This window comes from Hymenobacter amundsenii, assembly GCF_002204745.1.
GTDB classification, from domain to species: domain Bacteria; phylum Bacteroidota; class Bacteroidia; order Cytophagales; family Hymenobacteraceae; genus Hymenobacter; species Hymenobacter amundsenii.
In genome coordinates, this window is sequence record NZ_NIRR01000027.1 from 32,306 (window position 1) to 58,878 (window position 26,573).

Genomic DNA, 26,573 nt, shown 5'->3' on the forward strand with positions numbered 1-26,573 from the left:
ACTATTTTTAGGACGACTATTGTATATGACCGCTATTACGTCGCCGCGCGATAATTCGCAGCGGGCCTCTCAGAGCCGCCTCTTATTCCAGCTTACCATCGCCCTTAGCGCCGTTGGGCTGGTAGCCGACGTATTGTTTATGGATCTGCCGGCCGATTATCCGCTGGAGAATCCATCCGGATTCGGGCAGACGCTGCTGCTGGCGCAAAGCGGGCTGGCTTTTTTACAGATTCCGGTACGGGTGCTGACGATTGTGTTTTTCCTGCAATGGTTCCGGCGGGCTTACTTTAACCTGCGCCTGCTGGGCCAACGGCCCGACCATTCGGACAGCTGGGCAGTTATCTGCTGGTTTATTCCAATTCTGAGCCTGTTCCGACCCTACTCCATCATGAAAGAAATCTGGTACGGTACTGGGGCTACCACCGGGGCAGGTACCGATTCGCGGACCGTGTTGCGCTGGTGGTGGCTGGCCTACATTGTTCATTATGGATTGGGGCAGATGGCCGGAAAAGCCCAAATGAAGGCCGAAACGATGGCGCAGCTCCAGAGTGCCTCCTCGCTGAGCATCATTTCCAGTTTAGCTGATATGGCCTCAGCGGCCCTTTCCATCCTGGTTATCGGGCATGTGCACCGGGCCGAGCAGCGGCTTCAATTGCGGAGCCAGATTGCCGGATTGGGTGGTCCGGCTCCTGAGCCTGAGTCGCTGCTACCTACCGAGGAGGAAAGCTACGGCTAGAGCCCGGGCTAGCAACGGACTGCGTATTTTTGCTCCATGACGATTTCCTTTGGCTCCCGCCTCGTAGGCCCCGACCAGCCCCCGTTCATCATTGCCGAGCTCAGCGGCAACCACAACCAGGACCTCAGCCGGGGCTTGGCCATTGTGGATGCCGTGGCCGCCGCCGGGGCCCACGCCATCAAGCTCCAGACCTACACCGCCGATACCATGACCCTGCCCGGGGCCTACCGCATCGACGACCCCACCTCGCTCTGGTACGGCCGCGAGCTGCACGAGCTCTACCAGCAGGCCCACACGCCCTGGGAGTGGCACAAGCCGCTGTTCGATAGAGCCCGGGAGCACGGCATGGTGGCCTTCAGCTCGCCGTTTGATGAAACGGCCGTCGATTTTCTGGAAACTCTCGAAGTGCCGGCCTACAAAATCGCCTCCTTCGAGAACACCGACTGGCCGCTGCTCCGGAAAGTGGCCGCCACCGGCAAGCCCGTTATTATGAGCACTGGGGCCAGCACCCTGGCCGAAGTAGCCGAGGCCATGGACGTGCTGCGTGAAGCCGGCTGCCGCGAGCTGGTGCTGCTCAAGTGTACCAGCACCTACCCCGCCACGCCCCAGAACACCAACCTCCGTACCCTGCCCCACTTCCAGCAGCTCTTCCCCGATGCGCTGGTGGGCCTCTCCGACCATACCATGGGCGTGGGCGCCTCGGTGGCCGCCGTGGCCCTCGGCGCCTGCGTCATCGAGAAGCACGTCACCCTACGCCGCGCCGATGGCGGCGTGGATTCGGCCTTTTCGCTGGAGCCCGAGGAAGTGGCCCTGCTGGTCACCGAAACCGAGCGGGCCTGGCAGGCCCTGGGTCAGGTACAGTATGGCGTGCAACGGGCCGAAGAAAAAAGCCGCCTCTACAAACGCTCGCTATACGTGGCCCAAAACGTGCAGGCCGGCGAAGTTTTTACCCGCGAAAACCTGCGCGTAGTGCGCCCCGGCGACGGCCTGCCGCCCCGCTACTTCGACCAGATTCTAGGCAAACCCAGCCGCCAGGCCCTCTCAGCCGGCACTCCTCTCACTTGGGAAGCCTTGTAATGATTATGGCGAATGTGTGAACCGTATTTCGCAATATGAACCATAGAACGACTGTGGCGCAAAGCTCCAGCTTCGCGTATCGTTGAACATACTCGTCTGGCAGTCAGCAACGACACGCGAAGCTGGAGCTTCGCGCTACGGCCGTTCTGCCGTTCGTGCTACAAGCTTTTGTCACATTCCACCCGTTCAATAGATGTCCCATTCCCCACCCCCACCCAAATCGTCAGGCTCCCCCCTCTCCGGCGGAGAGGGGGGCCGGGGGGGTGAGGTGGACCGCCTGTGCGATATTCTGCAACTGCGCTTCACCGACCTGTTTGCCTCGCTGCCCCCCCACACCCTGGAGCCGATTTCGCCAGCCAGCCCCTGGAAACGGCTGCTGAAAGTGCTGGGCTACGCTGGGCTGCGGCTGGTGGGCAACATGTTCCAAAAAGTGCGCAACCCGGAGCAGCTGGGCGGCAAGGTGTGGCTCTACGTGGTGAGCCAGAACAACTACGACTCCCTACACTTTCTGCGCGAAGCCCTGCCGGATGCCGTAATGGTGGCTGGCCAAAACAAGCAAATCGGGCGCTATAACGGGCAAGTGAACCGGCTGTCGTTACGGCGCAAGCTGCTCTACTACGGCCAGCTGCCAGGCGTGTACCAGTCGTTGCGGCGCACGGAGGGCCAGCGGGCCTGGCGGTTTTTCGATCTGATTTTCAACGCCGTCGGCTACTACGAAGTGTACCGGCGGGCGTTGCGCCATTACCGACCCCGGGCCGTGGTGTTTGCCAACGACCACAACGACGACGCCCGCGCTCTGCTGCTGGCCTGCCAGGCCGAGGGCGTGCCCACCGCCTACGTGCAGCATGCCAGCGTGAGCACCAACTTCCCGCCGCTGGGTTTCGATCTGAGCCTGCTGGAAGGCCAGGACGCGCTGGACAAGTACCGCCAATGCGGCCCCATAGCCGGCCGGGTGGAATTGGTGGGCATGCCCAAGGCCGATGCCTTTCTGGTCCGCCGCAACCGCGCGCCCGCCGTGCGTCGGGTGGCGGTGGCCTGCAACACCCTCGACGACACGGCCGCCATCACGTCCGCCCTCGACTACCTACTGGCTCAGTTCCCCGACCTCACCTTCACCCTCCGCCCCCACCCTGGCGACACCCGCGACTTCTCGTTTCTGGACACCAGACACCCGGCGCTGCAGTTTTCCGATGCCCGCCAGCAAAACGTATTCGAGTTTTTGAGTGAGCACGATGCGCTGATTGCCGCCGACACTAGCACCCACCTCGAAGCCACGCTGCTCAATCTGGCCAGCGTATATTTCCGCTTCGGCACCCACGGCCTGACCAAGGACTACTACGGCTACGTGGCCCACGGCCTGATAGAGCGGGCCAATTCGCTGCCGGCCTTAGGTGAGTGGCTGCGGCAGGTGCAGTTGGCCAAGCCGGCCGATTTATACCAGCGGGCCGCCTACTACAACGCCACCCTGGGCACCCCCGACGAAGGCTACAGCCAGCAGCGGGCGGCGCGGGTACTGCAGGAGTGGCTGGCCGAAGTTCGGGCATAACCTGGCGCAGCGGTTCGCCGAGCTGTTCTGATTTACTTTGTGGCATGATTCCCCTGCTCCCCGCCATTGCGCCCGTTACCGCCGAAGTCCGGTTAGCTTACGTGCTGCGGCATTTCCGGGCGGCGTATGCGCAGATGACAGCGGTCAGTATCGGCTATGCCGGGACCCAGCCGCAGGTGGAAGTTGTGGCCGTGGAGCACGCGTTTTTCGCTGCCACCAACCCCTACCCTCCCGAACCGAACTGGCGGGAGTGGGGTGGGCAGCGGCTGCCGTTTTTCTTTGATGGCAGCTTGGCGTTGCCCCTGCTGGAACTATTGCCGGAAGGTAGAGCACGCATCAACGCCGATATAGTTTCGGCCGCATTCTACTTGCTAAGTGGCTGGCAGGAGTTCTTCTCGGAGGAGCGCGACCAGCATGGGCGATTTCCGTATGCGGCCAGCGTGCAGGCCCGCTACGGTTTCGTGGCGGTGCCGGTCGTCAACTACTACTTCGACATCCTGAAAACGGCCGTCGAGCACGTAACCGGCCAGGTGTTGCGCCCGCCTCGCTGGGCCGGCGGGGCCAGTTGGGCCGCCTGCATCACCCACGACATCGACAACCTGCGCAGCGCCTGGAAAGAGCCTGCCAAAGCAGCTCTGCGGCGCGGCGACCTGCTTGGTCTCGGGCAGCAGCTGTGGCAGCATTTCACTCAAGCCGGTGCCTGGGACAATTTGGAGCTGGTGCAGCAGACCGTGGCCGGCTACGGTGCTAAAAGCACGTTCTTCTTCCTGCCCGAGCACCGCAAAGCACCCAACGGCACTCCGAATGCCGATTACCAGATGCAATCTATCGGCCCCCGCATCAAAGAACTGGAAGCGGCCGGGGCTGAAATCTGCCTGCACGCCAGCATCGGCACGGCCACTAGCCTCGACCAATTGACCCAGGAGGCGATGGTAGCACTGGGCACCCCCACAAACGTTCCTGGCATCCGCTTTCACTACCTGCAATGGGAACCACGGATTACCCCCGAACTATTGGATGATTTGGCTTTTGAATACGATTCGACGCTGGGATTCGCCGAGCACTACGGCTTCCGCAACTCCTACTGCCTGCCGTTTCAGCCTTTTAATTTCCGGACTAGCAAGGCCTACGACTTCCTCGAAATCCCGCTCAACGTGATGGACGCTACCCTACACCATCCCCGGTACCTGCAACTGGCCCCCGACGAAATTCTGCCGGTCCTCACGCCGATGTTCCAGGAAATCGAGCGGTTCGGGGGCGTTTGCACGGTGCTTTGGCACAACGAAAACTTCGATGCGGCCAACCAGCGCAACGGCCCCGCGCAGTTCTGCGCCATCGTGGAGTACCTTCGCGGCCGAAACGTGGCCTTCGTCAACGGCGAAGAAATCTGGCAGCAGACGTATAATCCGCCGTCATCCTGAGCAGCGCGAAGTATGGTATTCGTTTCGTTGCACTCAACAGGATTAGCCTAGCGGTAGAGATGCTTCGGCTGCGCTCAGCATGACGGCCTGTTTCGCCCCAACCTACTCATTCACTCATTCACTCATTCACAGCTTGGGTATCGTTCAGCGGCAGGGGCTGCGCAACACTGTCATTTCTTACCTGGGGCTGGCGCTGGGCTTCGTGAGTACCACGCTGGTGCTGCCGCGGTTTTTTGCGCCTGGGCAGCTGGGTCTGACGGGCACGCTGGCCTCGTTGGCGACGCTGTTTGCGCAAGTCGCGGCGTTTGGGTTTGCCAGCGTCGGCATCCGGTTTTTTCCCTACTTCCGCAACCGCGAAAACGGCCACCACGGCTTTTTGCCCTTCCTGCTAGGCATACCGCTGCTGGGCTTCGCGGTGATGACGGTGCTATACCTGGCGGGGCGGCCGCTGGTGCTGGGGTTCTACAATGCGCCCGACGCGGCCCTGCTGGACACGTATTACGTCTGGGGCGCGGTTTTCGCGCTCTTCACGCTGCTCTACTCCCTGCTCGATGCCTACCTGAAAGCGCTTTACCACACCGCTTTTTCGTCGTTTTTGCAGGACATTCTACTGCGGCTGCTTATTCTGGGTGGGGCCTTGCTGTTTGCCCAGGGGCTGCTCTCGTTCCACGGCTACGTGCTCTGGTATATCGGCGTGAATGGGGTGCTGGTACTGGTGCTGGCGGGCTATTTGCTGCATATCGGGGAGCTGCACTGGCGGCCCCAGCGGGCGGTACTCGCCGTGCGGCCGGTGCGCGAACTGTTCAGTATGGGCGCGTTCACGCTATTGGGCTCACTGGCCGGCTCCATCATCATGTATATTGATACCATCATGGTGGGCTCGCAGGTGAATCTGGCGGCGGCTGGCATTTATGGCATTGCCTTCAACATCAGCACGGCGCTGGCCATTCCGGCCCGCTCGCTCAACAAAATTGCCTTCCCGCTGCTGGCCGACTACTGGAAAGAGCAGAACCTGACGGGCATGGCCGATTTCTACCGGCGCACCACCCGCCTCAACGCCCTTATCGGTTGCTTTCTGGCCCTGGGCATCGGCCTCAACCTCGACTTCATCTACTCCCTCATGCGGGCCGAATACGCCCAGGGCACGCTGGTGGTGCTGCTGCTGCTGGGCAGCCGACTCTTCGATGGCATCACGGGCCTCAACGGCCTCATCCTGATTACCTCGCCCCGCTACCGCTTCGATCTGGTGTTCAATGTGTCGCTGGCCCTGCTTATCGTGGGGCTAAACCTGCTGCTGATTCCGCGCCTGGGCATGGTGGGAGCGGCCGTGGCGGCGGTGGCCGCGCAGGTCAGCATCAACCTGGCCCGAACCTGGTTCGTGTGGCGCAGCTTCCAGATGCAGCCCTTTACTTGGCGGATTCCGCTGATTCTGGCCATCACGGCGGCGGCGGGCGCGGCGGGGTATCTGGTACCGGCCGTGGGCTCGCCCATGCTCACGATGCTGGTGCGCTCCACGGTCATCACGGCCGTGTACGGAGGGCTGGTGCTGGCCACTGGCACCGCCCCGGAAGCCGGCGCACTGCTGGCCACTCTGCGTAAACGATTGGGCTGGTAGCCTCATCCACTTACCTCTCAAACGCAAACTGCCGGCTCTTTTAGGGTCAACAGTTTGCGTTGTGAACAGGATTTACGACTGCTCGATGTAGCGCGAACCCCACGGCTCCTTCTATGTAAGTCCTGGTGAACTACGCTACCTGCTTTTGCGCCTCAGCGCGGGCCTGCTGGCCCAGCTTGCTGTGCCGGCGGCCGTAGCCAAAGTAAATAGCCAGCCCGATAGCCAGCCAAACGGCCAGCCGCAGCCAGGTTTCCCAGGGCAGCGACACCATCATGGCCACGCAGGTGAGAATGCCCAGAATCGGTACCACCGGTACCCAGGGCGTGCGGAAAGCCCGGGGCGCGTTGGGCTCGCGCTTGCGCATGATGAGCACGCCCGCGCACACCATCACGAAGGCCAGCAGCGTGCCAATGCTTGTCATTTCGCCCACCACCGCAATGGGCACGAAACCGGCGAATAAGGCAATGAACAGGCCCAGCAATAAGTTGGACTGCATCGGGGTGCGAAACCGCGCATGAATGCGGGCAAACACTGGGGGCAGCAGCCCATCCTTGGCCATGCTGAAAAACACCCGGCTCTGGCCCAGCAAATCGACCAAAATCACGGAGGTATAGCCGATAATGATGGCCAGAATAACGGCCCCCGACAGCCAGGCATAAGGCGTTTTTTCGATGGCAATGGCCACCGGGGCGGCGCTGTCCTTGAATTCGGTGTAGTTGGCCAGGCCCGTCATCACGTAGCCGAACAGCACGAACAGCACGGTGCAAACCGCCAGCGAACCGAGGATACCAATGGGCAGGTTGCGCTGCGGATTCTTGGTTTCCTGGGCCATAGTGGCCACGATGTCGAAGCCGATAAACACAAAAAACACTACGCCCGCCCCGCGCAGCACCCCGCTCCAGCCGAACTCGCCGAACGTGCCGGTGTTAGCCGGAATATAGGGGTGGTAGTTGGCGGGGTCGATGTACTGCCAGCCCAGGGCGATGAACACCAGCACCACGGCCACTTTCAGCGTAACCACCAGCGCATTGAACCACGCCGAGCCAGCCGTGCCCCGGATGATGATGAGCGTAATGGCCAGCACGATGAGCATGGCCGGCACATTCACCAGCCCGCGCACCTCAGCCCCACTGGCCAGCGTGGCCGTTTCAAACGGCGACATCACCAGCTGGGGCGGCAGATGCAGGCCATACTTGCCCAGAAATTTAAGCAGGTACTGCGACCAGCTGATGGCCACCGTAGCCGCGCCTACCGAGTATTCAAGAATCAAATCCCAACCGATAATCCAAGCAAACAGCTCGCCCATGGTGGCATAGGCGTAGGTGTAGGCCGAGCCCGAAACAGGCACCAGGGAGGCAAACTCAGCATAGCACAAAGCAGAAAACGCGCAGCCTACGGCCGCTACAATAAACGAGAGCGTAATGGCCGGCCCGGCGTTGTTGGCGGCGGCAATGCCGGTGAGCGAGAACAGCCCGGCCCCGATGATTACACCGACGCCAATGGTGATGAGGTTGAAACCATTAAGGCTTCGTTTGAGGGTGTTGCTACCTGTTTCGGCCGCTTCCTGCCGGAGCAGCTCCAATGATTTTTTGAGCATAAAACAAGGAAGAATGGGCCCCGCTTGCTGCGAAGCCCATTCGGGTAAGAGTAAACCGGGCCGGTAGCGGCCCACGGGGATATTAAATCAGTCCAGCACTCAAGCCAGCACCCGGATAACCGATTCCGAGAAGCGCTCCATTTCTTCGAGCTGCGGACTGGCCTGCAACAGGAAAAAATCGACCCCCACCCGCTCGAACTCGCCGATGCGGTCCTGGAGCTGGGCGGGCGTGCCGGTGAGGCCCGTGCGCAGGCCCCGGTTGGAAACGGAGTAGTCCTGCAACGACACCTGCTGCTCGAGCTGGGTGCCGGCCAGCCACTGCTGGTAGTTACCGAAGCCCGCGGCCGTGGCTTTCACGTCCGTGATGCGGGCCAGCTCCCGGCTTACGGCCTGCTCGGTTTCGCGCACGATGGTGTAGCCGGCCACCCCAAATTTCATCGGCGGCAACCCCTTCTGCTCGCGGCGGCGGCGCATATCGGCAATGCGGGCCCCTATTTGGGTGGGTGAGTCGCCGTGCATTACGTAGCCGTCGCACTGGCTCGTAATCAGGTCTTTGGCCGCCTCCGACTCGCCCCCAGCATACAGAAACGGGGCCTTGGCGGGCTTGGGCTGCAGCACGTTGTCAGTGAGCTGGTAGTACTTACCCTCGTAGCTGAAGTGGTCGTGCTCCCACACGTTTTTCACCACGTCGAGCCACTCCCGGGTGCGGGCGTAGCGGTCGTCGTGCTGCTCGAAGTGCAGGCCGTACTTGGTGGCCTCGTCGCGCCACCAGCTCGACACCACGTTCAGCGAAAGGCGGCCGGGCGCAATCAGGTCGATGTTGGCGGCCTGCTTGGCCAGCAGCGCCGGCTGGTGAAACGTGGGCCGCACGGCTACCATAATTTCGAGCTGCTCGGTGACGGCAGCCAGCGCGGCGGCCGTACTCCAAGCCTCCAGCGCGGGTGCCTCAGGGCCCTTGATATCGTTGAGGTAGAGCTCGGCAATGAGGGTAAGGTCGTAGCCCAGCGCCTCGCTGCGGCGGGCCAGCTCCTTCACGTAGGTCCAGTCGGTAGGCATCTGCTCGTCGGCGACGTTGCGCAGCCAGCCCCCGAAAACGGGCATCCAATAGCCAAATTTCATAGTTGCAGGGTGTTTGAGAAGCCCTGGGGCTTCGGGTTTTTCGGAAAAGAAGGAATCAAACCGCCACCTCGGCTTGCGGTACGGCTGTCGGCGCGCCGGCCGGGGCCGGCAACTGGCCTTCGAGGTAGTCCACGAAGCGGGCATAAGCGTCGAAACCGACCACGTTCACGGCATCGGCCACGAAGTTGGACAGGGCGTTGATGTCGTAGAACAGCACCTGCCCGGTGCGCTCGTCAATCAGGTACTCCACGCCGCCCACGTCGATGCTGGCGGCGGCCACGATGCGTTCCACCGCTTCTATTACCTCGGCCGGGGGCGTGAAAGCCTCCACCTGAATACCCTTTTTAGGCGCTTCGGTCAGGCAAAACTCGGCCGACTGCTCCTCCGGAATCTGGCAGATTTCGGCCGGGCACAGGTTGAAGCTTTCGCCGGTGGTATACACTTTCATGGCGTAGAGGAACTTGCCATCGAGCGTCTCGACCCGGTGAATGTGGCCCCCGCGGGGCGTCACGTACTCCTGCACCAGCGCCGTTTGATCGAGGCCCAGGTCCAGCTGATTGGCCTCCACGGCGGCTTGCAGGCCCGCCAGCGTATCGAAGCGGATGATGCCCGCGCCGCTGCCCCCGATGTTCACCTTAACCACCACCGGAAAGCGCAGTTCGCGGGCGGCCTCCACGGCCCGGCTGGCATGGTTTATCACCCGCGCAGCCGGATAGCCCAGCCCCAATGCCTCGAACAAGGAAAGCTGCCTGGCCTTGTTGGTTTCGATGGCTGTAGCCGCCGAGCCGTTGATGATGCGCGTGCCGATGCGCTCGAGGTGCGTAGCGTAGCCGGCCGTATGGAAAATACCCTGGCCGTGGCCGCGCAGGTAGGCCGAAGAGCTCATTCGGTTCACCACCAGACTGTAGGGGCTTTCCTGCTCGGCTGGGTTGAAGAGGTGGTGGGCAGCGTCGATTTTCTCGTAGGCCAGCCCGCGCCGGTCGAGCTCGGCAAAAAGGGGCTTGAACCAGTCGGGGTGCTCGAAATAGATGCCAATAGGCTTGGTGGCAGCAGTCATATCCAAGAAAAAAAGAGAGTGAAAAAGCGGAAGAAAAACCACCGAGCGTAACCAGTCCCCTTCCCTCAAGTCTGCAGCCGGGCACCAGCGGGCCGGCCGGGCGCGGCGGAACCACCAACGAACCCGGCCCGCGCTGCAGCACCGGACGAACCTAACGGTCCGGCCAGACCTAAGCAGGCCCACGGATAATTGAGTCAGAAAACAGGAGGGGGAAACCGGCGGAGCAGTGGGCAATGAGCCCACGCTTACTCAGCGGCTAGGCGGGCTCGACGGCCCGCAACGGGTACTTATGCCCGGCTACAACAGCAACAACAGCCCCGACAGCATAAGCCGGCCCGGTGCCGGAACACGACGGGCGCGGCAGTAAGGGCGGTAGCGGAAAGCAGGGCGTTGTTGGAGGCGTCCACGGTAACTTGTTTTTATATGGTCAGGACTTGGCACCGTGCCCGCGGTTGCGGATGGTTGCCGGCGCTTCATTGAGCCTGTCTCTCAGCGCCTCTTTATAAAAACAATCCTTCGGGGAAGAAAGAATTGATGCGACAAAGGTAAAACCGGATTGCTGCCCCGGCAACTCTTCCCCTGCCCGCGCCGCCTTTTTCAGCCGGCACTAGCCGCGCGCAACCACCGCTGGCAAACGCAAATAAACAAGTTAATGTATTGATTTTCAATTAATTATTTAGATGACATATTTTTCAACGGATAGTTTAATACGAAAATTTAAATCTTTTAAGCTGGCTAATTCAGCCGTTGGCACACAAAACTGGCACCGGAGTTGCAAATACCCTTCTCAGAAGCCCGCATGCTAGTCTGGACGGCAAACGCGCTTCTTTCCTTCGAACATAAACTTTCCCATAAATCACCATGAAAAAGTTCCTCTTCATCCTCGCTGCTTTCTCGTTCTCCGCCGCTGCCGCTTCGGCCCAAACGGCCCCTGCCAAAGTCGCCCACGGCCAGCATCACAAAGGTGAGCACAAAGGCGACCACGCCAACCTTACTCCCGAGCAGCGCGCCGACCGCTCGGCCCAACACATGAGCCGGAAGCTCAGCCTTTCCGCCGCCCAGACCCAGCAGGTTCGCCAGCTCCACCTGAGCCGGGCCCAGGCTATGCAGGCCCACAAAAATCAGGCCGGCACCGCTGTTGCCAAAGCCGATAAGAAGCAGCATCATGTGGCCATGAAGGCCGAAAAAGAGCGTTACAACGCGCAACTGAAGCAGATTCTGAGCAACGACCAGTACGCTAAGTACACCCAACTGCAGGCCGAAAAAATGGCCAAGCGCAAAACCCACCAGGGCCAGGGTCGTCAGGAGGGAAAACAGGGCAAGAGTTAAGGCCTTCCCCTTCCGCTAAAAACTAAAAGAGTCCCGGCACCATGGCCGGGACTCTTTTTTTATGCCCGCTGGGGCCCAGTTACCACAAATACCCGCTCGTTAGGCTGGGTCTGGCTTGGGGTTCAGGGACGGCGACTCGCTGAACCAGCGGAGGCGGTAGCACATGATGGCCGTTTCGCCGAGCTGCGCCAGCAGCCGGTAGTTGGCCACCGCCCCTACGGCCGCGCCCACCACGGGCAGCAGCTGGGCCATTTTAGCCAGGTCGATATAGTCACGGTACTCCTGCTGGAATGTGCGCCAGTCGAAGGCATCGGCCGTAGTAGGGGCTTCGGCAACGGGCCAGGCAGCCAGCTGGCGGTAGGTTTCGCGGCGGGTATGCTGGCTGCTGAAGGCCAGCTGGAAGATGTACAGCAGGTAAAGCCGCTCCGAAAAGGTGCGCACATCGTGGCCGTAGAGGGCGGCAATATCGAAGAGTAGCTTAAGCTTGATGCCCAGCAGCAGCGGAAAATCGGCCAGGCTCAGCAAGAAGCCCCCGGCCCCCGTGGCGCCGCCCTCCACGGCCGCCGTGTTGCGGTAGGCCCGAATGCGCGCCCGAACCCGCGCCTCGCGCTCAGCCAAGGTGCCCTCCTGCACCGGCTGGCGGGTGGTATGCGTGGAGCCGAACAACACGCCCTGCACCATTTTCTGGATGGCCACCGTGAGGGCGCGGTGCAGCTTTTCGGGCAGCAAAGCGTTCAGGCGGGCCTGCACGAGCCGCGTGAAGCGGTTGAGCAGGCTCGGCTTGCGCTGCATCCGTTGCTGCCAGGTACGGAGGTCGGTTAGGGCTTGCTGGTCAGTCATAACTAAACATACGGCCCAATGAGGTGTTGCGCTGCCCTGACTTACGGCTTGGCCTTAATGTAGAGGACTTCCCGTACCATAAACACGGTATCGGGGCCGGGGTGGTGGGCGTTGAAATCCACGGCCATTTGGTACACCCATTCGTGTGCCTTCACTTCGCCGGAACGGAGGGCTCCAACCTGCGGGGTAAACCGCACAACACCCGTATCGCCCATCAACACTGCCGTATCGAACCGGGCTTGTTGCAGGTTCGGGTTGTAGGTAATGAGGAATTGCGGGCGCTTGGTTTTGGCGGCCATAATGCCGGCCTGCCGCGCTTGGTTAAGGTACACACGGGTGACGAACTCCTGCCCCGCAGTGATGGTGTCGCGCCCCCGGGAGCTTACCGCGTTGCTCAGCTTCGCGGCTTTCGATTCTGCAGGCAACGCCACTCCTCCGGTAGAATTCTGCTCCGCATCCGTCGAACAGCCGGCCAGGGCCAGCGCGCTCAGAAGCACGATAACGATATATTTCATGACTTTCGGGTTACTTATTTTAAGCTGTAAATCCGTTCTATTATCTCCACCACTTTCAGCCCCTCCAGCGCATTGGTGGTGGCGAAACCACGCTTTTGAATGGTGGCCACTACGTTATCGATGACGTGGACGTGGTTGGCGGCCGAGCCTTGGTAGGCCCCGTACTGGTTGGCGGGGTTGGTGGGTGGCAGCGTGGGCAGCGTGTAGTCCTGGAGGTGGCAATAGTCTACCTTATCCATGTACTGGCCGCCGAGGCGGATGCTGCCTCGCTCGGCCACTACTGTGAGGGAGCTTTCCAGGTTCCGGTCCCAGACGGCGGTGCTGTACTGGAGCGTGCCACTGCCACCGCGCAGCAAATCGAAGGTGACCAGGCCGCTGTCCTCGAACTCGGTGAGGTGGGCGTGGGTGAAGTCGCGGAAGCGGGCCGAGATGTTGGTGATGTCGCCGAACACCCAGTAGAGCAAATCCACGAAGTGGCTGAACTGGGTGAAGAGCGTGCCTCCGTCGTTGGCGCGGGTACCGTGCCAGCTGCCGGGCGTGTAGTACCGCTCGTCGCGGTTCCAGAAGCAGTTAAGCTGCACCAAAAACACTTGGCCCAGGCGGCCTTCGTCCACCACCTGCTTGAGCCAGGCGGCGGGCGGCGAGTAGCGGTTCTGCATCACTCCGAACACGAAGCGGCCGGTTTGCAGCGCCGTGTGCACAATGTCCTCGGCGTCGGATTTGCGCAGGGCCAGTGGCTTTTCGACTACCACATGCAGGCCTGCCCGTAGGCCCCGAATGGCCTGCTGGGCGTGCTGGCCGTTGGGCGTAGCCACCGTCAGCACGTCGGCGGCGGGGCCGTGGGCGAGGTAGTCGTCGAGGGAACTGAAGAACGGTACGCCGGGAAATTCGGCACCCAGCCCGGCAGCCAGCTCCGGCTGGCTATCGATGAGGGCCACCAACTCCGCGCCGGGGTGGCGGGCTACTAATGCCGCGTGACGGCGGCCGATATGGCCCACGCCGCAGATAACGAAACGAACTGCCGCAAGCGAATCAGCCACTGAAACCAGAATAAATAAAGCAGAAAAAGAAAAGCCCCGCAAGCTGCGAAAAAACGGGCGTTTCCTCAGCTTCTCCGGTTTTCTCACCCGCCCAATGCCCTGAAAACGTTTTGGCGGGCCAACTTTGTACCCCATCCCCTACCACACCATGCCTCAAACTCAGATTGCCGGCCTGCAAATTGACCTCGTCCGTAAGCGCATGCGCAGCCTGCGCCTGACGGTGTACGCCGGGGGCCGTATCCGCGTATCGGTACCGCTACAAACACCCACAGCGGCCATCGAAGAGTTCGTGCAGGCCCGCCGGGGCTGGATTGAAAAGCATCAGCAGCGCTTCGCTGCCCGTGAACCGGCCCCGCAACCGCGCTATGAATCGGGTGAAACGGTGCCGTACCTGGGCCAGGCGTACGAATTACTGGTGAGCCCGACAATGGGGCGGGCCAGCGTGGTTTTGCTGCCTGAAAACGGCCAGCTGCACCTACGCGTACCCGAGGGCAGCACCGCCGCCCAGCGGGAAGCCGTGCTCACGGCCTGGTACCGGCAGCAGCTCAAGCAGATGTTGCCCACACTTTTTACCCGCTGGGAGCTGGTAGTAGGCCGTACGGCGGTGGCCTGGGGCGTGAAGCAGATGCGCACCCGCTGGGGCACCTGCAACATCGGGGCCCGCCGCGTCTGGCTGAACCTGGAGCTCGTCAAGCGCCCCTTGCCCTGCCTCGAATACGTGCTGGTCCATGAGCTGACCCACCTGCACGAACGCCTCCACAATGCCCGGTTCTGGGGCCTGATGGATCAGTTCATGCCCGACTGGCGGCTCCATAAAGCGGAGCTCAACCGCGTACTACTAGCTCCCACCGCGTCGCCTGACGCAGATTAATAGGGTGAGAAGTGAGAAGTGAGAAGTGAGAAGTGAGAGACGGTACGCGAAACGGTTCTTAACAGAACGTCATGCTGAGCAATGGCGGAGCCACAGCCGAAGAATCTCGCGTGCTGACGTTGGATAACACATCAGCGAAGCGGTAGAGATTCTTCGATTGCGGCTCCGCACCCTGGCTCAATCCGCCACATGCTCAGCATGACGTTCCTTCTCCAACCTGCACTTGCAAAAGTTACAGCAACCGCTTCAGCTCGTTGAAATTGGTATTGCTGACCGTTTTGCCGGTGCAGCCTAACTGCTGGGCACTACGCTGGATGTTCTGGACGCGGGAGCCAGGGTTGGGGTGGGTGCTCATGAACTCGGGCGCACCGGCCCCACCTTCTTTTTCGGCCTTAATGAAGAAGCCGGCAGCTCCGTCGCATGCGTAATACCGGGTGCCGTTGAGGTAAATAGTGGAGTACTTGTCGGCCTCGGTTTCGTAGGCGCGGCTGAACTTGAGCTGACCCAGGCCGGCGGCAATCTGCACGAGTTGGCCGTTGGCGCGGTTACCTAGCAGCAGCCCCAGCAGCATACTGGTACCATATTGCTTCTGCATGGTTTGGGTGCTGTGGCGGCGGTCGGCGTGGGCAATTTCGTGGCCCAGCACCCCGGCCAGCTCGTTCTCGTTGTCGAGATACTTGATCAGGCCCGAAAACACGTAAATATGGCCCCCGGGCGTGGCAAAGGCATTCTGCGTCTTGTCGTCCTTGATAATCTGCACATCCCAAGGGAACTGGGTGCGGTACTTGAGCTGGCCGTTATCGAGTACGCGCTTCACCACGCCATCGAGCAGTTGGTAGGCGCGGGCATTACCGGAACGGCTCAGCAGCTGGCCCTTGGCCCGGTAAAGCGAATCGGTCTGCCGGGCCACCTGGGCGCCCAGTTCGATATCCTGTTGGACGGAAAAAATATTAAAGCCCTGGGCCGGCTTGGTTACAGCGGCACTGGTAAGGGCCACTACCCCAGCCAGGGGCAGTACGAGGGTCAGCAAAGAACGGCGCATAGTCTTGAGCAGAGAAGGGAGTCGGAAATCAGAGTTATCGGGGCGAAAAGAAAAAACCGGGCCAACCTACGCCAGTCCTGCCCGCACCACGGCCGCTGCGTACGCTACCTGCTCGGGGGTCAGGGTCGGATGGATGGGCAGCGAGAGCACCGTGCGCCCCAGTTGCTCGGCCACTGGAAACTGGCCCGCCTGGTAGCCCAAATATGCGTAGGCAGGTTGCAGGTGGTTGGGTAGGGGGTAGTACACGGCGCTCGGCACGCCGTGGGCAGCCAAAAAAGCCTGGAGCGCGTCGCGGCGACCCGGCTCAGTTAGCGTAATGGTGTACTGGTGAAACACATGGGTACTGCGCGGGTCGCGGGCCGGGATGCGCAGGCCGGGCAGGCCACCGAGCAACTCGTCGTAGTGGGCAGCCACGCGCTGGCGGGCGACCGTCCAGGCGGGCAGGTGGGGCAGCTTCACGCGCAACAGGGCCGCTTGCAGGGTATCGAGGCGGGAATTGAGGCCGATGTGCTGATGGTGGTACTTGCGGGTCTGGCCGTGGTTGGCGAGCTGGCGCAGGTAAGCGGCCCGGTTTTCGTCGCGGGTAAACAATGCCCCCCCGTCGCCGAAGCCGCCCAGGTTTTTGCTCGGGAAGAACGACGTGGTGCCCACCTCCCCCACCGTCCCAGCCACCCAGGTGGGGCCGGTTTCGGGCTGAAACGTGGCCCCGATGGCCTGGGCATTGTCTTCAATCAGAGCCACGCCATGCTGGTCGGCCAGTTGGCGCAACGCCTGCAAATCGGCGCACTGCCCAAATAAATGCACGGCCACTATGGCCCCGGTCTGGGGCGTTAAAGCGGCGGCCACGGCCTGCGGGTCGAGATTGAACGTACCGGCCAGCACGTCGGCGGGCACGGGGCGCAGGCCCAACACGGCGGCAGCTTCCAGCGTGGCCACGTAGGTAAAGGCCGGCACAATCACCTCGGCCCCGGCCGGCAGCCGCAGGCTCATCAGGGCCAACTGCAGGGCATCGGTGCCGTTGGCGCAGGGCACCACGTGGCAGTCGCCCAGGTACTGGCTCAGCTCCCGGGAAAAGGCCTCCACGGCCGGCCCCTGAATAAAGGCGGCCTGATGCAGGCAAGTGGCGGCGGCCGTTTCCAGAGCCGCCCGAATGGGTGCATGTTGGGCCGGTAAATCGAGCAGGTGGATGGGTGCGGGCGGCGCGGCAGGCAAGCGAAGAGACGACACGGCAGGGGTAATAAAACGGAGCGGACATGGCAAAGGTAACCGGCCCGGGGCCGAGGCTAGTCTGCTGGTGCTAGCGCCGCCGCGTAACCAGCGGCGCGCTGCTTGCGTTAACCCCAGAAGGCTTCGGCCTTGGCTCTCTCCCAGCCATTTTCCCTTTCCTAATTTAAAATCTACTTACCATGTTACGTAAAACACTCACCATAAATGCCCTGTCGGCCGCCCTTCTGCTTAGCGGGGCTGCTTTCACTACCAGCTGCACCAACGCGCAGCAAAACGAAATGTCGTCGGAAAGCGACCAGGCTTACAACGATTTCCAGACGTTCGTATCGGACACCGAAGCGCGTGCCGATGCCGTAGCCAGCGAAACTGAAGAGGACTACAACCGCGAAACGGCTCAGCTCAAATCCGACTTCGACGCCAAAGTAGCCTCGGTAGATAAGTACGCCGACAAGTACGACGACAGCCGTCGCCAGGAAATCGAGCAACTCCGCAACCGCTACACCACCGCTTACGATAAGCGCGAAATGGCGTGGACCAACCGCTCCGGCAGTACGTCGGCCGGTTCGATGACGATGGGTAAGTATTATAAGCCCACTTCGCCTGCCAGCCGCGTAACGGCCGCCAACGCCCGCCAGACCTACGAGTCGTTTATTAATGAGGTCAAGCAAAACCAGGATAAGTACGATATCAACGACTGGAACAATATCAATGCTGAGTGGCGTGCTCTGGACGAGGCATATGACAAAATCAAAGGTGATATTCCCGTTAACGACTTAGCTGAGATCCAGAAGGAGAAGCTGAAGTATGCCGCCTTCAAATCCTATGACAAAACTGGTATTCGCGGCGGGCAGGCAGTTGATGCCGTAACTGGCAAAGCCGAAGACGTGGCCGATGACACCCAGGATGAGCGTTCGGCCGTAGGTAACGCGGTCAGCAATACCGCTTCCGACGTGAAAGAAGTCGGTAAAGATGTGGGCCAGGGTGCCGCTAAAGTTGGCAAGAAAGTAGGCGGAGCCGTAAAAGGGGCCTACAAGGAAGTGAAGTCGGAAGTAAAGAACACCGACAACGACTAACTTTTAGTTTTTCAGTCTAAGTGCGAAAGCGCCGGTTCTTCTTCGGAAGGGCCGGCGCTTTTGCGTGGTCTCTCAGCGCAGCTCACTCAGTAGCCAGTACAGCTTCAGGGCATCGAATTGGCGCAGACTAGGGTGGCCCGAGAGTAGGTTGCGGCGTACCTGTTCGCGGCGTAGTCCAAAGGCCGTGCGCACCGCCTCGCTCAAGCCCCACCGCTGGAGGCGCAGCCCCGCCTGGAGCAGGCGAGTATCGGCCCCGAGGCCCTCGGCGCGGTAGAGCTGCACGAGGTTACGCACGGCGTCGTGGGTTTTCTGCAAGAAGATGGGAGCCTCCTCCAGTCCGTCGTGCAGTACCGGGTTGTCGAGGTGGAGCACTTGCACCTCAGCCTGGCGCAGCAACCAGCCGAATTTAGTGTCCTCGTGCCCGTAGCGGGTCAGGCTTTCATCGAGGCCCAGGTCGCGGAATATGCTGGTCCGGATGAGCAGGTTGTTGAGCGTGAGCTGGCCGTGGGGGCAGCGCTGGCGCACGGCAGCCGGGCGGGCCTCGCGGTGGCAGCCGTAGAGCCAGCGCAGCCGCAGGGCTACTTCGGACGGCGGCAGCGTTTCGTAGCTGGTACCGCCCGCCAGCACCGAAGCCCGGTAGCACGCGGCCCGGTAGCGCGCCAAGAATTGTTGGTCGGGCAGGCGGCTATCGTTGTCGAGCAGCAGGAGCCAAGCGTAACGGGCACCGGCGGCCAGCTGGTTACGGATGGCCGACCGACCCACGTTACAGTCCAGCTCGCGGTAAACCACCCCAGGCAGCTGGGCCAGTTCGCGGTTGAGCACCCGAAAAGCCTCATCCGAGCCATCATCGAGACATTGAATCTCTACCGGGCCGCGCCAGTCGGTGGCCTGCGCCCGCAACGCGTACACCAGCGGGCGCACGTCGTAGTTGAACACCGGAATCAGCACGGAAAGCCCTGACATAGATTGCGAAAGCAGCTAACGGGTGGGAGGCGGAAACGGCGCGGCGGCGGAGGTTGGCACGACACGGCACTACCTACGAGGAGCCCGGCTTGCGCAGATTGGTTGCCAGGAGTCGCACATTTTCTTCCGGACTTAGCTTAACTCAAACGGGCTCACGGCCGAGTCGATCAGGTGGCCCTGCTCGCACTTGAGTACCCGGCGCGGGTACTGCTGAATGATTTGGTAGTTGTGGGTGGCCATGAGCACGGCCGTACCGGCGTTATTGATTTCTACGAACAGCTGCATAATACTGTCGGCTACGTCGGGGTCGAGGTTGCCGGTGGGCTCGTCGGCTAGTAGCAGCAAGGGCTCGTTAAGCAAAGCGCGGGCAATAACCACGCGCTGCTGCTCGCCGCCCGAAAGCTGGTGGGGCATTTTGCCGGCCACGCTGGCCAGCCCCACGCGCATGAGCACCTCCGAAATTCGCTGCTGCTTGCGGGCCTTACCCGTCCACCCAGTGGCGTTAAGCACGAACAGCATGTTATCGGCCACCGAACGGTCAAAGAGCAGCTGAAAATCCTGGAAGATAATGCCCAGCTTACGCCGCAGGTAAGGCACCTTACTACTGCTGCCACTGCGCGGCAGCGCAAAACCCACCACCGAACCCGTGCCAGCCGGCAGGGGTAAATCGGCGTACAGGGTTTTAAGCAGCGAGCTTTTGCCCGAACCCGTGCGGCCCACCAGGTAAGCAAATTCGCCCTTTTCGAGCGCAAACGTCACCTTTTGCAGCACCGTGTTCACGTCCTGCATAATGTAGGCGTCGTGCAGCTCAATTACGGTCATGGGGTTACGGACTTGGGTTGTGAATGGCAGAAGAACCGGGGCCGCCAGTACCTGGCAGCACGCCTGATGCGCTAAACCTCCAGTTTCTGGAGCTTACCGAATTCGAGGCCACTGATGACACCGGCCAGCTCGGTTTCCTTGCCGGCCAAGCCGTAGCGGTGCAAATCCTTCAGCGGGCGGTCGGCCCGGAAGTAGGCAATGAGCACAAACTCCTCGTCCCGCAACTGAATGTAATCGGGAATTTTGGCTTTGCCCTTTACTTTGATGATGTACATGGCGCTGATGCGGCAAATGTGAAAATGCGAAAAATGCGAAAACGACTATTCAGCCCGTTAGTCGCACTTTTCACATTTCATACATTAAGAATTAGCCATTCACTTTCTTGTGGTCGGCCAGGAAAGTGGCCAACCCTTTGTCGGTGAGGGGGTGGTTGAGCAGGCCGGTGATGACGTTGAGCGGGCAGGTTACCACGTCGGCGCCCAGCTCGGCGCACTGGAGCAGGTGCGGCACGTGGCGTACCGAGGCGGCCAGCACTTGGGTAGCGTAGCCATAATTGCTGAAAATATCCACGATTTGCTGCACCAGCTGCAGGCCGTCGTGCCCGATATCATCTAACCGGCCCACAAAAGGCGACACGTAAGTAGCGCCGGCCTTGGCGGCCAGCAGGGCCTGCCCGGCCGAGAAAATCAGCGTGCAGTTAGTTTTGATACCCTTATCGGAGAAGTAGCGGATGGCCTTCACGCCGTCGCGGATCATGGGCACTTTCACCACGATGTTGGGGTGCAGCTCGGCTAGGGCCTCACCTTCGCGGATGATGTTCTCGTAGTCGGTGGCAATAACTTCGGCCGATACGTCGCCGTCCACCATTTCGCAGATTTGCTTGTAGTGGGCCATCACGGCATCGGTGCCTTTGATACCCTCTTTCGCCATCAGCGAAGGGTTGGTGGTTACGCCATCGAGCACACCGAGCTCCACGGCTTCCTGAATCTCCTTCAGGTTGGCAGTATCAATGAAAAACTTCACAGGATCACGAATTAGCAGGGATTAGCACGGATTTCACAGGTTTCGCAGACGCTTGTCCACGGGCCCGCTACGCGTCCGGGGCTGGCAATGGCCGGCCCCGCAAAGTACGCAAAAACAAAAAGGCGGCCCAAATAGGCCGCCTTTTCTGTTTTACTGAAATTATATCGTCAGGTCAACTACGGTTGGATTGGTCCGGCTACAAAATCCGTGCAATCCATTAAAATCCGCGTTAATCCGTGATGCAAAAAAAAGCGAGCCAAAATCGCACCGCTCAACCACCTACCCTTGCTACCTTCCGGTCCTGGGGGAATTCAGCAGGAGCTGGTCGTTCTGACTCGCCGGGAACAAAGGTAAGCAGCAATTCAGCGGATTCCGTGCAAGCGTTGGCATTTTTCTTTCCGCAAGCGGTATCAGCAAGTAAATCAGGTGCTTCTTTTTTCAGGACATCCGATTAGCCGCCGTGGGCGTGGGGCTGGATTGCTGGAAGTGGGCAATGGCAGGGCTCCTAACAGAGACAGGGCGAGTAGCGGAAGCGAAGAATGCATCGGAGCAGGCGAAGAAAGACGGCAATAATAACCTACAGCAGGCACTACAAAGGTGCGGCACCAGAGCGGGGTATGGAAGGCGCCATAGACCACCTTTGTGACTGGCATTCGCAGCTCATAAGCATTGAATTATATTGCTAAAACTATTTTTTAGGAACTGGAACAGCCCTTTACCGCACGTTGCTGCGCTGCTTTAGCCCGTCGGGCGTGACTTAGCTTAGGAGAGGCAGAACTGATGGGGGAAGACTATCGGAGCCAACCTGCTGGCGCGAGAAAAAATAGGCCGCGTGCGGCAGGTCTGAACTCTGTGCGCTAATTTTGCTTATGCCTGAACAAATTCTGATTCTCGACTTCGGTTCGCAGTACACGCAGCTTATTGCCCGGCGCATCCGGGAGCTGAATATCTACTGCGAGATTCACCCGTTCACGCACGCCCCGGACCTCACGGAGGACATCCGGGGCGTGGTGCTTTCGGGCTCTCCCTGCTCGGTGCGCGACGCTGGCTCGCCCAACCCCGACCTGAGCCGTTACCTGGGCCAGGTACCGGTACTGGGCGTTTGCTACGGCGCCCAGCTGCTGGCCCACCAGCAGGGCGGCGAGGTGCTGCCGGCCACCATCCGCGAGTACGGTCGGGCCCGCCTCACCCATCTCAACCAGCACCACCCACTGCTGCAGGGTCTGGAGCCTGGCTCCCAGGTCTGGATGTCACACGGCGACACCATCAAGGAGCTGCCGGCGGGTTTCCTGGCTATTGCCGGCACGCCCGACGTGCAGGTGGCCGCCTATGAAATCGAAGGCCAGGCCACCTACGGCATCCAGTTTCACCCCGAAGTCACGCACTCCACCGACGGCAAGCAGCTCATGCGCAACTTCGCGGTGGGCATATGCGGCTGCGCTCAGGACTGGACGCCCGAACACTTCGTGGATGGAATGGTGGCCACGCTACAAGCCACCATCGGCGAGCAGGACCAAGTGATTCTGGGCCTCTCGGGCGGCGTCGATTCGAGCGTGGCGGCGCTGTTGCTGCACCGGGCCATCGGGCCGCGGCTGCACGGCATCTTCGTGAACAACGGGCTGCTACGCCTGAACGAGTTCGAGGAAGTGCTCCACTCCTACCGCGACCTAGGCCTGAACGTGCGCGGCGTAGACGCCAGCGCCGAATTCTACCAAGCCCTCGAAGGCCTCACCGACCCCGAGCAGAAGCGCAAAGCCATCGGGCGCACCTTCATTGAGGTATTCGACCGCGAAGCTCAGCGCGTAGATGGGGCCCGCTGGCTGGCCCAGGGCACCATTTACCCCGACGTAATTGAGTCGGTATCGGTAAACGGGCCGGCCGTGACCATCAAGAGCCACCACAACGTGGGCGGGCTGCCCGAGAAGATGAACCTGAAAATCGTGGAGCCGCTCCGGGCCTTGTTCAAGGATGAGGTACGCGAAGTGGGCGCGGCGCTGGGACTGCCCACCAATATTCTGCACCGCCACCCCTTCCCCGGCCCCGGCCTGGGCATCCGCATTCTGGGCGACATCACGCCCCACAAAGTAGACTTGCTCCAACGGGCCGACGCCATCTTCATCAACGGCCTCAAAGAGCACGGCCTCTACGACGAAGTATGGCAAGCCGGTGTGATGCTGCTGCCAATCCAGAGCGTGGGCGTGATGGGCGACGAGCGCACCTACGAGCAGGTAGTAGCCCTGCGCGCTGTAACTAGCGTTGATGGCATGACGGCCGACTGGTCGCACCTGCCCTACGATTTCCTGGCCACGGTCAGCAACCGCATCATCAACCAGGTTCGCGGCATCAACCGCGTCGTCTACGACATCAGCTCTAAACCGCCCGCAACGATTGAGTGGGAATAGCAAGGTGAGCTAGCGAATTGGTAAAGTGGGGAGTTGCTGTTTTGGGGCCTTGCTGCGCTGTACGCGCCATTGGGTTCCGAAACAGCAACTTCCCATTATATCTTTAAGCCAAACAAAAAACCCGCTCCGGCCAAAGCCAGAGCGGGTTTTTTATTGAAGTGCGCGCGGGGAGATTCGAACTCCCACACCCGAAGGCACCACCCCCTCAAGATGGCGTGTCTACCAGTTTCACCACGTGCGCAGATGACGGCTAGCACTCCTTTTTAAAGCGAAAGCCAGTGCTTTCGGACTCGCTGAGGCGGCGAATCGATGACAAAAGTAGGGGGTCGAAAGTCAGGGTGCAAGTATACCACGTGTTTTTCGGCGATATTATAAGTCAAACGACGGTTTCTTGCTCATTGTCAGCCTCAAAAATTTCACTGCCCGTTCATTTGGGTACGCGTTATTTGGCACATCAACCCCTAAACGGCCCTACTCCCACCCTCACTTACTAAATAGCCATGACGACTCCTACTCATTTGCCTATAGCCCCGAAGCCTTCCAGCCTGTTTGCCCGCATCGCCGGGAAGGTCACCATTTGGTCGGGCTCGACGGCCGCTTTTTGCCTGGCGCTGGGCATCGTGCTGGTGTGGAGCCTGACTGGTCCGGTGTTTCACTACTCCCAAACCTGGCAGTTGATCATCAACACGGGCACTACTATCGTCACGTTTCTAATGGTTTTCCTGATTCAGCGGGCCCAGAATAAGGACTCGCTTGTGCTGCATCTCAAGCTCAACGAACTGCTGGCGGCTCAGCAAGGGGCCAGCAACCGCCTCATCAACGCCCAGGACTTCACGGAGGAAGAAATTGATATGCTCCACAATTACTTCTGCCTGCTGGCTGCCAAGGCCAAGCAAGACCACAACCTGGGCCGCACGCATTCGGTGGAGGAAGCCGAGGAAAACCACCAGCGGAAACGCAGAATCAATCGGCAGCCAAGCACTTTTGGCCATTGGAAGCAATAAAAAAAGCTTCCTCCCGTGGCGGGAAGAAGCTTCTTCTGTGGAGTTGGCCCAGCCTATTCGGCCCGCACCAAAGGCGTGTCAACGACGTGCTCCGACACAAACCACACCTGCAGTTCGTTGGTGCGCATCACGTCGCTTACTACCACGTCGTTGGTACCGTCGTCGCCGGCATCGTCGGCGGCTTTAGCGTACTCGTGGCAGTTTTTAAGGATGATCTGGTGGGCTTCGAGCAGGCGCGAAACCTGTACCGGCGCTTCCTCCCGGTCGCGGGGCGGACGCGGAATGGTGGTCAGCTCGGCCACGTCGGGAGCCATGGCAATGGCTACACCACCCAGAATCTGAATCCGCTCGGCAATAGTATCGACCAGCGTGCTTTGCTCCTCGTAATGCTTATCGTAGAGCAGGTGCAGTTGGTAAAAAGTAGGGCCTACTACCTGCCAATGGTGCTTTTTATAGAGGTCGCGCAGGGTCATGGTATCGGCCAGCAGCTGGTTGAGCTGGTTTACGCTCTGCTGACGGGTTTTTTCGTCGAGGCCGATGGGCAGGCGCTGCGATACGGTACCGTACTTCTGAAGCGCCTTGGGGGCGTTGAACTGCTGGTTCATTACCGGCTGCACGCTGGGCGAGTGGCCATTGGCCGAGTTTTTAGCGGAGTCTTTAGCGTCGGATTTGGCAGTGGATTTAGCCATGATAATAAAGGGGGAAAATAGACAGAAAAGAAAAGGCGGCGGAAAGCTGCCCGGTAGCACTAGCATACGTAGAGAAGGTGCGTAGGTTAGCTTACTCTGCCCTACCCAAGTATTTCTCCCCTCCGACTTATGCACCACGCCCACCCGCATCCTGAGCACCATCTTACCAGTTCGGCTATGCTTCAGGATATCGTTATTGGCCTCTCCGACGGCCTGACGGTGCCTTTCGCCCTGGCCGCCGGGCTGAGTGGGGCCGTGCAGTCGTCGGGCCTCGTGATTACGGCCGGGTTGGCCGAAATTGTGGCTGGCTCCATTGCCATGGGCCTGGGCGGCTACCTGGCTGGCCGAACCGAAGTAGAGCACTACGACGCCGAACTCAAGCGCGAGTACCAGGAGGTGCAGGATGTGCCCCACGTAGAGCGGGCCGAGGTAGATGAGCTGCTGACCGAAATGGGTCTCTCAGAAAGCACCCGCCACCAAGCCGTGCGCGAACTCACCGCCGACCCCGATCAGTGGGTGCGCTTCATGATGAAATATGAGCTGGGCCTTGAAAAGCCCGACCCCAGCCAAGCCCCCAAAAGCGCGTTTACCATCAGTACGGCCTACGCCGTGGGGGGCCTTATTCCGCTCAGCGCCTACTTTGTTACGGACACCCCTGCCGAGGGCTTGCTGTGGTCGGCCGTAATAACGCTGGTCTGCCTGCTGATTTTTGGCTACCTGAAAAGCCGCATGACCGGCCAGCCCCCGGTTATGGGGGCCCTCAAAATGGCGGGCGTGGGGGCACTGGCTGCCGGCGCGGCATTTCTGGTAGCCCGTCTCATCACGCAGGAGTAGCTTTGAACGGGAAAGCACCTGGCGAACCGTCAGCAGCCCCTTATCAGTTTTTTACGCTCCAGCCACTTCACTTTCTACCTTAGCCTCACCCCCGCCTATGCCATTTCCTTTCTTCGGCGACAGTAAATCTACCATTGCCCAGCTCCTGAGCACCCTACCCCAACAGGGCCGGGTAGAATGGATTGGCCTGCGCCCGGCCCGTCGTGAACCGATGCAGGTGGTAGCCGAAGCCGAGGCCGAAGCCGACCGCCACCTGCGCGGCGACCATGCCCGACCCCGGCCCGGCGGCAAGCGCCAATTAACCCTTATGCAGCACGAGCACTTAGGAGCGGTAGGTGGCTTTTTGGGCCAGGCCGGAGAACTGATAGACCCTGCCCGGCTGCGCCGCAACCTAGTGGTGAGCGGCCTGAATTTGCTGGCCCTCAAAAACCGGCAGGTACGCATCGGGGAGGACGTTATTATTGAAATCACCGGTGAGTGCCACCCCTGTTCGCGCATGGAGGAAGAACTCGGGGCCGGCGGCTACAATGCCATGCGTGGCCACGGTGGTCTTACGGCCCGCATCGTGCAAGGTGGCCCCATCCGCGTCGGCGACTTAGTACAAGCAATTGCACCCAAAGAAGCAAATCAGGACTAAGAGCATGTTTGGGAATTAGTGGGCTGTAGCTCGGCGTAAAGTCATGGTCAAGTTGGCGACCAGCAGCCACGCGGCATGGCTGGCCGTTGTGCGC

General features: G+C 60.6%; 25 protein-coding genes, 1 tRNA gene, 1 other RNA gene and 1 riboswitch. Of the genes, 12 read left to right on the top strand and 15 right to left on the bottom strand.

Going from position 1 to position 26,573, the window contains the following annotated elements; genetic code table 11:
* Window positions 1-25: 25 nt before the first annotated feature.
* From CDA63_RS14720 to CDA63_RS14740, 5 genes are all read left to right on the top strand, one after another.
* Window positions 26-736 (top strand): DUF4328 domain-containing protein, encoded by a 711-nt coding sequence (locus CDA63_RS14720; protein WP_088465223.1) that lies wholly within the window; start codon window positions 26-28, stop codon window positions 734-736.
* A 36-nt stretch (window positions 737-772) separates the two neighbouring features.
* Window positions 773-1,813 carry a pseudaminic acid synthase gene (pseI, locus tag CDA63_RS14725; RefSeq protein WP_088465224.1) on the top strand — a complete coding sequence of 347 codons (1,041 nt, stop codon included), beginning with the start codon at window positions 773-775 and terminating at the stop codon, window positions 1,811-1,813.
* Window positions 1,814-2,006: 193 nt separating this feature from the next.
* Window positions 2,007-3,359 (top strand): glycosyltransferase family protein, encoded by a 1,353-nt coding sequence (locus tag CDA63_RS14730; RefSeq protein WP_242434684.1) that lies wholly within the window; start codon window positions 2,007-2,009, stop codon window positions 3,357-3,359.
* A 44-nt stretch (window positions 3,360-3,403) separates the two neighbouring features.
* Entirely contained in the window at window positions 3,404-4,780 is a 1,377-nt protein-coding gene (locus CDA63_RS14735; protein WP_088465225.1) for a DUF7033 domain-containing protein, read from the top strand.
* A gap of 133 nt (window positions 4,781-4,913) precedes the next feature.
* Entirely contained in the window at window positions 4,914-6,395 is a 1,482-nt protein-coding gene (locus CDA63_RS14740) for a lipopolysaccharide biosynthesis protein (RefSeq protein WP_165768311.1), read from the top strand.
* Window positions 6,396-6,525: 130 nt separating this feature from the next.
* On the opposite strand, the gene CDA63_RS14745 is transcribed toward CDA63_RS14740, so the two are convergent.
* From CDA63_RS14745 to CDA63_RS14755, 3 genes are all read right to left on the bottom strand, one after another.
* The gene (locus CDA63_RS14745) at window positions 6,526-7,992 is read right to left on the bottom strand and encodes an amino acid permease (RefSeq protein WP_088465227.1); all 1,467 of its coding nucleotides are present in this window, start codon (window positions 7,990-7,992) and stop codon (window positions 6,526-6,528) included.
* 99 nt (window positions 7,993-8,091) lie between these two features.
* A complete protein-coding gene (locus CDA63_RS14750) occupies window positions 8,092-9,111 on the bottom strand; it encodes an LLM class flavin-dependent oxidoreductase (protein ID WP_088465228.1) in 1,020 nt (339 codons plus the stop codon).
* A gap of 55 nt (window positions 9,112-9,166) precedes the next feature.
* Window positions 9,167-10,168, bottom strand: a complete 1,002-nt coding sequence (locus tag CDA63_RS14755; protein WP_088465229.1) for an ATP-grasp domain-containing protein — start codon at window positions 10,166-10,168, stop codon at window positions 9,167-9,169.
* A 416-nt stretch (window positions 10,169-10,584) separates the two neighbouring features.
* A riboswitch (SAM riboswitch) is annotated at window positions 10,585-10,677 on the bottom strand.
* A gap of 352 nt (window positions 10,678-11,029) precedes the next feature.
* Between CDA63_RS14755 and CDA63_RS14760 the strand changes: the two genes are divergently transcribed.
* Window positions 11,030-11,497 (top strand): DUF4890 domain-containing protein, encoded by a 468-nt coding sequence (locus tag CDA63_RS14760; protein WP_088465230.1) that lies wholly within the window; start codon window positions 11,030-11,032, stop codon window positions 11,495-11,497.
* A gap of 99 nt (window positions 11,498-11,596) precedes the next feature.
* Here the strand turns inward: CDA63_RS14760 and CDA63_RS14765 are convergent, their stop codons facing one another.
* The 3 genes from CDA63_RS14765 to CDA63_RS14775 are packed head-to-tail and all read right to left on the bottom strand — an operon-like array spanning window position 11,597 to window position 13,892.
* Complete coding sequence (locus CDA63_RS14765; protein WP_088465231.1) at window positions 11,597-12,337, bottom strand: EcsC family protein; 741 nt, start codon at window positions 12,335-12,337, stop codon at window positions 11,597-11,599.
* Window positions 12,338-12,378: 41 nt separating this feature from the next.
* Entirely contained in the window at window positions 12,379-12,852 is a 474-nt protein-coding gene (locus CDA63_RS14770) for a hypothetical protein (protein WP_088465232.1), read from the bottom strand.
* A 14-nt stretch (window positions 12,853-12,866) separates the two neighbouring features.
* Window positions 12,867-13,892 (bottom strand): Gfo/Idh/MocA family protein, encoded by a 1,026-nt coding sequence (locus CDA63_RS14775; protein ID WP_242434685.1) that lies wholly within the window; start codon window positions 13,890-13,892, stop codon window positions 12,867-12,869.
* A 148-nt stretch (window positions 13,893-14,040) separates the two neighbouring features.
* On the opposite strand from CDA63_RS14775, the gene CDA63_RS14780 reads away from it, so the two are divergent.
* Window positions 14,041-14,763: a M48 family metallopeptidase gene (locus CDA63_RS14780; RefSeq protein WP_088465234.1), complete on the top strand. Its 723-nt coding sequence runs from the start codon at window positions 14,041-14,043 to the stop codon at window positions 14,761-14,763.
* Window positions 14,764-14,995: 232 nt separating this feature from the next.
* On the opposite strand, the gene CDA63_RS14785 is transcribed toward CDA63_RS14780, so the two are convergent.
* Both CDA63_RS14785 and CDA63_RS14790 read right to left on the bottom strand, forming a co-directional pair.
* Window positions 14,996-15,805 (bottom strand): M48 family metalloprotease, encoded by an 810-nt coding sequence (locus tag CDA63_RS14785; RefSeq protein WP_088465235.1) that lies wholly within the window; start codon window positions 15,803-15,805, stop codon window positions 14,996-14,998.
* Between the two features lie 66 nt (window positions 15,806-15,871).
* Window positions 15,872-17,032: a DegT/DnrJ/EryC1/StrS family aminotransferase gene (locus tag CDA63_RS14790; RefSeq protein WP_242434686.1), complete on the bottom strand. Its 1,161-nt coding sequence runs from the start codon at window positions 17,030-17,032 to the stop codon at window positions 15,872-15,874.
* Between the two features lie 179 nt (window positions 17,033-17,211).
* Here CDA63_RS14790 and CDA63_RS14795 point away from each other — a divergent pair, with 179 nt between their 5' ends.
* Window positions 17,212-18,105 (top strand): DUF6565 domain-containing protein, encoded by an 894-nt coding sequence (locus tag CDA63_RS14795; RefSeq protein ID WP_088465237.1) that lies wholly within the window; start codon window positions 17,212-17,214, stop codon window positions 18,103-18,105.
* Window positions 18,106-18,177: 72 nt separating this feature from the next.
* Here CDA63_RS14795 and CDA63_RS14800 read toward each other — a convergent pair whose 3' ends face one another.
* The 5 genes from CDA63_RS14800 to ffs all read right to left on the bottom strand — a co-directional run bounded on the left by CDA63_RS14800 (window position 18,178) and on the right by ffs (window position 21,255).
* A complete protein-coding gene (locus CDA63_RS14800; RefSeq protein WP_088465238.1) occupies window positions 18,178-19,068 on the bottom strand; it encodes a glycosyltransferase family 2 protein in 891 nt (296 codons plus the stop codon).
* A 132-nt stretch (window positions 19,069-19,200) separates the two neighbouring features.
* On the bottom strand, window positions 19,201-19,890 hold the full coding sequence (locus tag CDA63_RS14805; protein WP_088465239.1) for a cell division ATP-binding protein FtsE: 690 nt from the start codon (window positions 19,888-19,890) through the stop codon (window positions 19,201-19,203).
* A gap of 71 nt (window positions 19,891-19,961) precedes the next feature.
* Window positions 19,962-20,165 carry a fructose-6-phosphate aldolase gene (locus CDA63_RS14810; RefSeq protein WP_088465240.1) on the bottom strand — a complete coding sequence of 68 codons (204 nt, stop codon included), beginning with the start codon at window positions 20,163-20,165 and terminating at the stop codon, window positions 19,962-19,964.
* Window positions 20,166-20,256: 91 nt separating this feature from the next.
* Window positions 20,257-20,913, bottom strand: coding sequence for a fructose-6-phosphate aldolase (gene fsa / locus CDA63_RS14815; RefSeq protein ID WP_088465241.1), 657 nt, complete (start codon window positions 20,911-20,913; stop codon window positions 20,257-20,259).
* Window positions 20,914-21,158: 245 nt separating this feature from the next.
* Window positions 21,159-21,255: signal recognition particle sRNA small type (gene ffs / locus CDA63_RS14820), an RNA gene on the bottom strand.
* A gap of 527 nt (window positions 21,256-21,782) precedes the next feature.
* On the opposite strand from ffs, the gene guaA reads away from it, so the two are divergent.
* A complete protein-coding gene (gene guaA, locus CDA63_RS14825; RefSeq protein ID WP_088465242.1) occupies window positions 21,783-23,315 on the top strand; it encodes a glutamine-hydrolyzing GMP synthase in 1,533 nt (510 codons plus the stop codon).
* Window positions 23,316-23,474: 159 nt separating this feature from the next.
* Here guaA and CDA63_RS14830 read toward each other — a convergent pair.
* Window positions 23,475-23,556: transfer RNA gene (locus tag CDA63_RS14830), tRNA-Leu, on the bottom strand.
* A gap of 259 nt (window positions 23,557-23,815) precedes the next feature.
* Here CDA63_RS14830 and CDA63_RS14835 point away from each other — a divergent pair.
* Complete coding sequence (locus CDA63_RS14835) at window positions 23,816-24,319, top strand: low affinity iron permease family protein (RefSeq protein ID WP_088465243.1); 504 nt, start codon at window positions 23,816-23,818, stop codon at window positions 24,317-24,319.
* Between the two features lie 53 nt (window positions 24,320-24,372).
* On the opposite strand, the gene CDA63_RS14840 is transcribed toward CDA63_RS14835, so the two are convergent.
* Window positions 24,373-25,008: a Dps family protein gene (locus CDA63_RS14840; protein ID WP_242434687.1), complete on the bottom strand. Its 636-nt coding sequence runs from the start codon at window positions 25,006-25,008 to the stop codon at window positions 24,373-24,375.
* A gap of 177 nt (window positions 25,009-25,185) precedes the next feature.
* Between CDA63_RS14840 and CDA63_RS14845 the strand changes: the two genes are divergently transcribed.
* A complete protein-coding gene (locus CDA63_RS14845) occupies window positions 25,186-25,842 on the top strand; it encodes a VIT1/CCC1 transporter family protein (protein ID WP_242434688.1) in 657 nt (218 codons plus the stop codon).
* 97 nt (window positions 25,843-25,939) lie between these two features.
* Window positions 25,940-26,479 carry an MOSC domain-containing protein gene (locus tag CDA63_RS14850; protein WP_088465245.1) on the top strand — a complete coding sequence of 180 codons (540 nt, stop codon included), beginning with the start codon at window positions 25,940-25,942 and terminating at the stop codon, window positions 26,477-26,479.
* The last annotated feature ends 94 nt before the right edge of the window (window positions 26,480-26,573 follow it).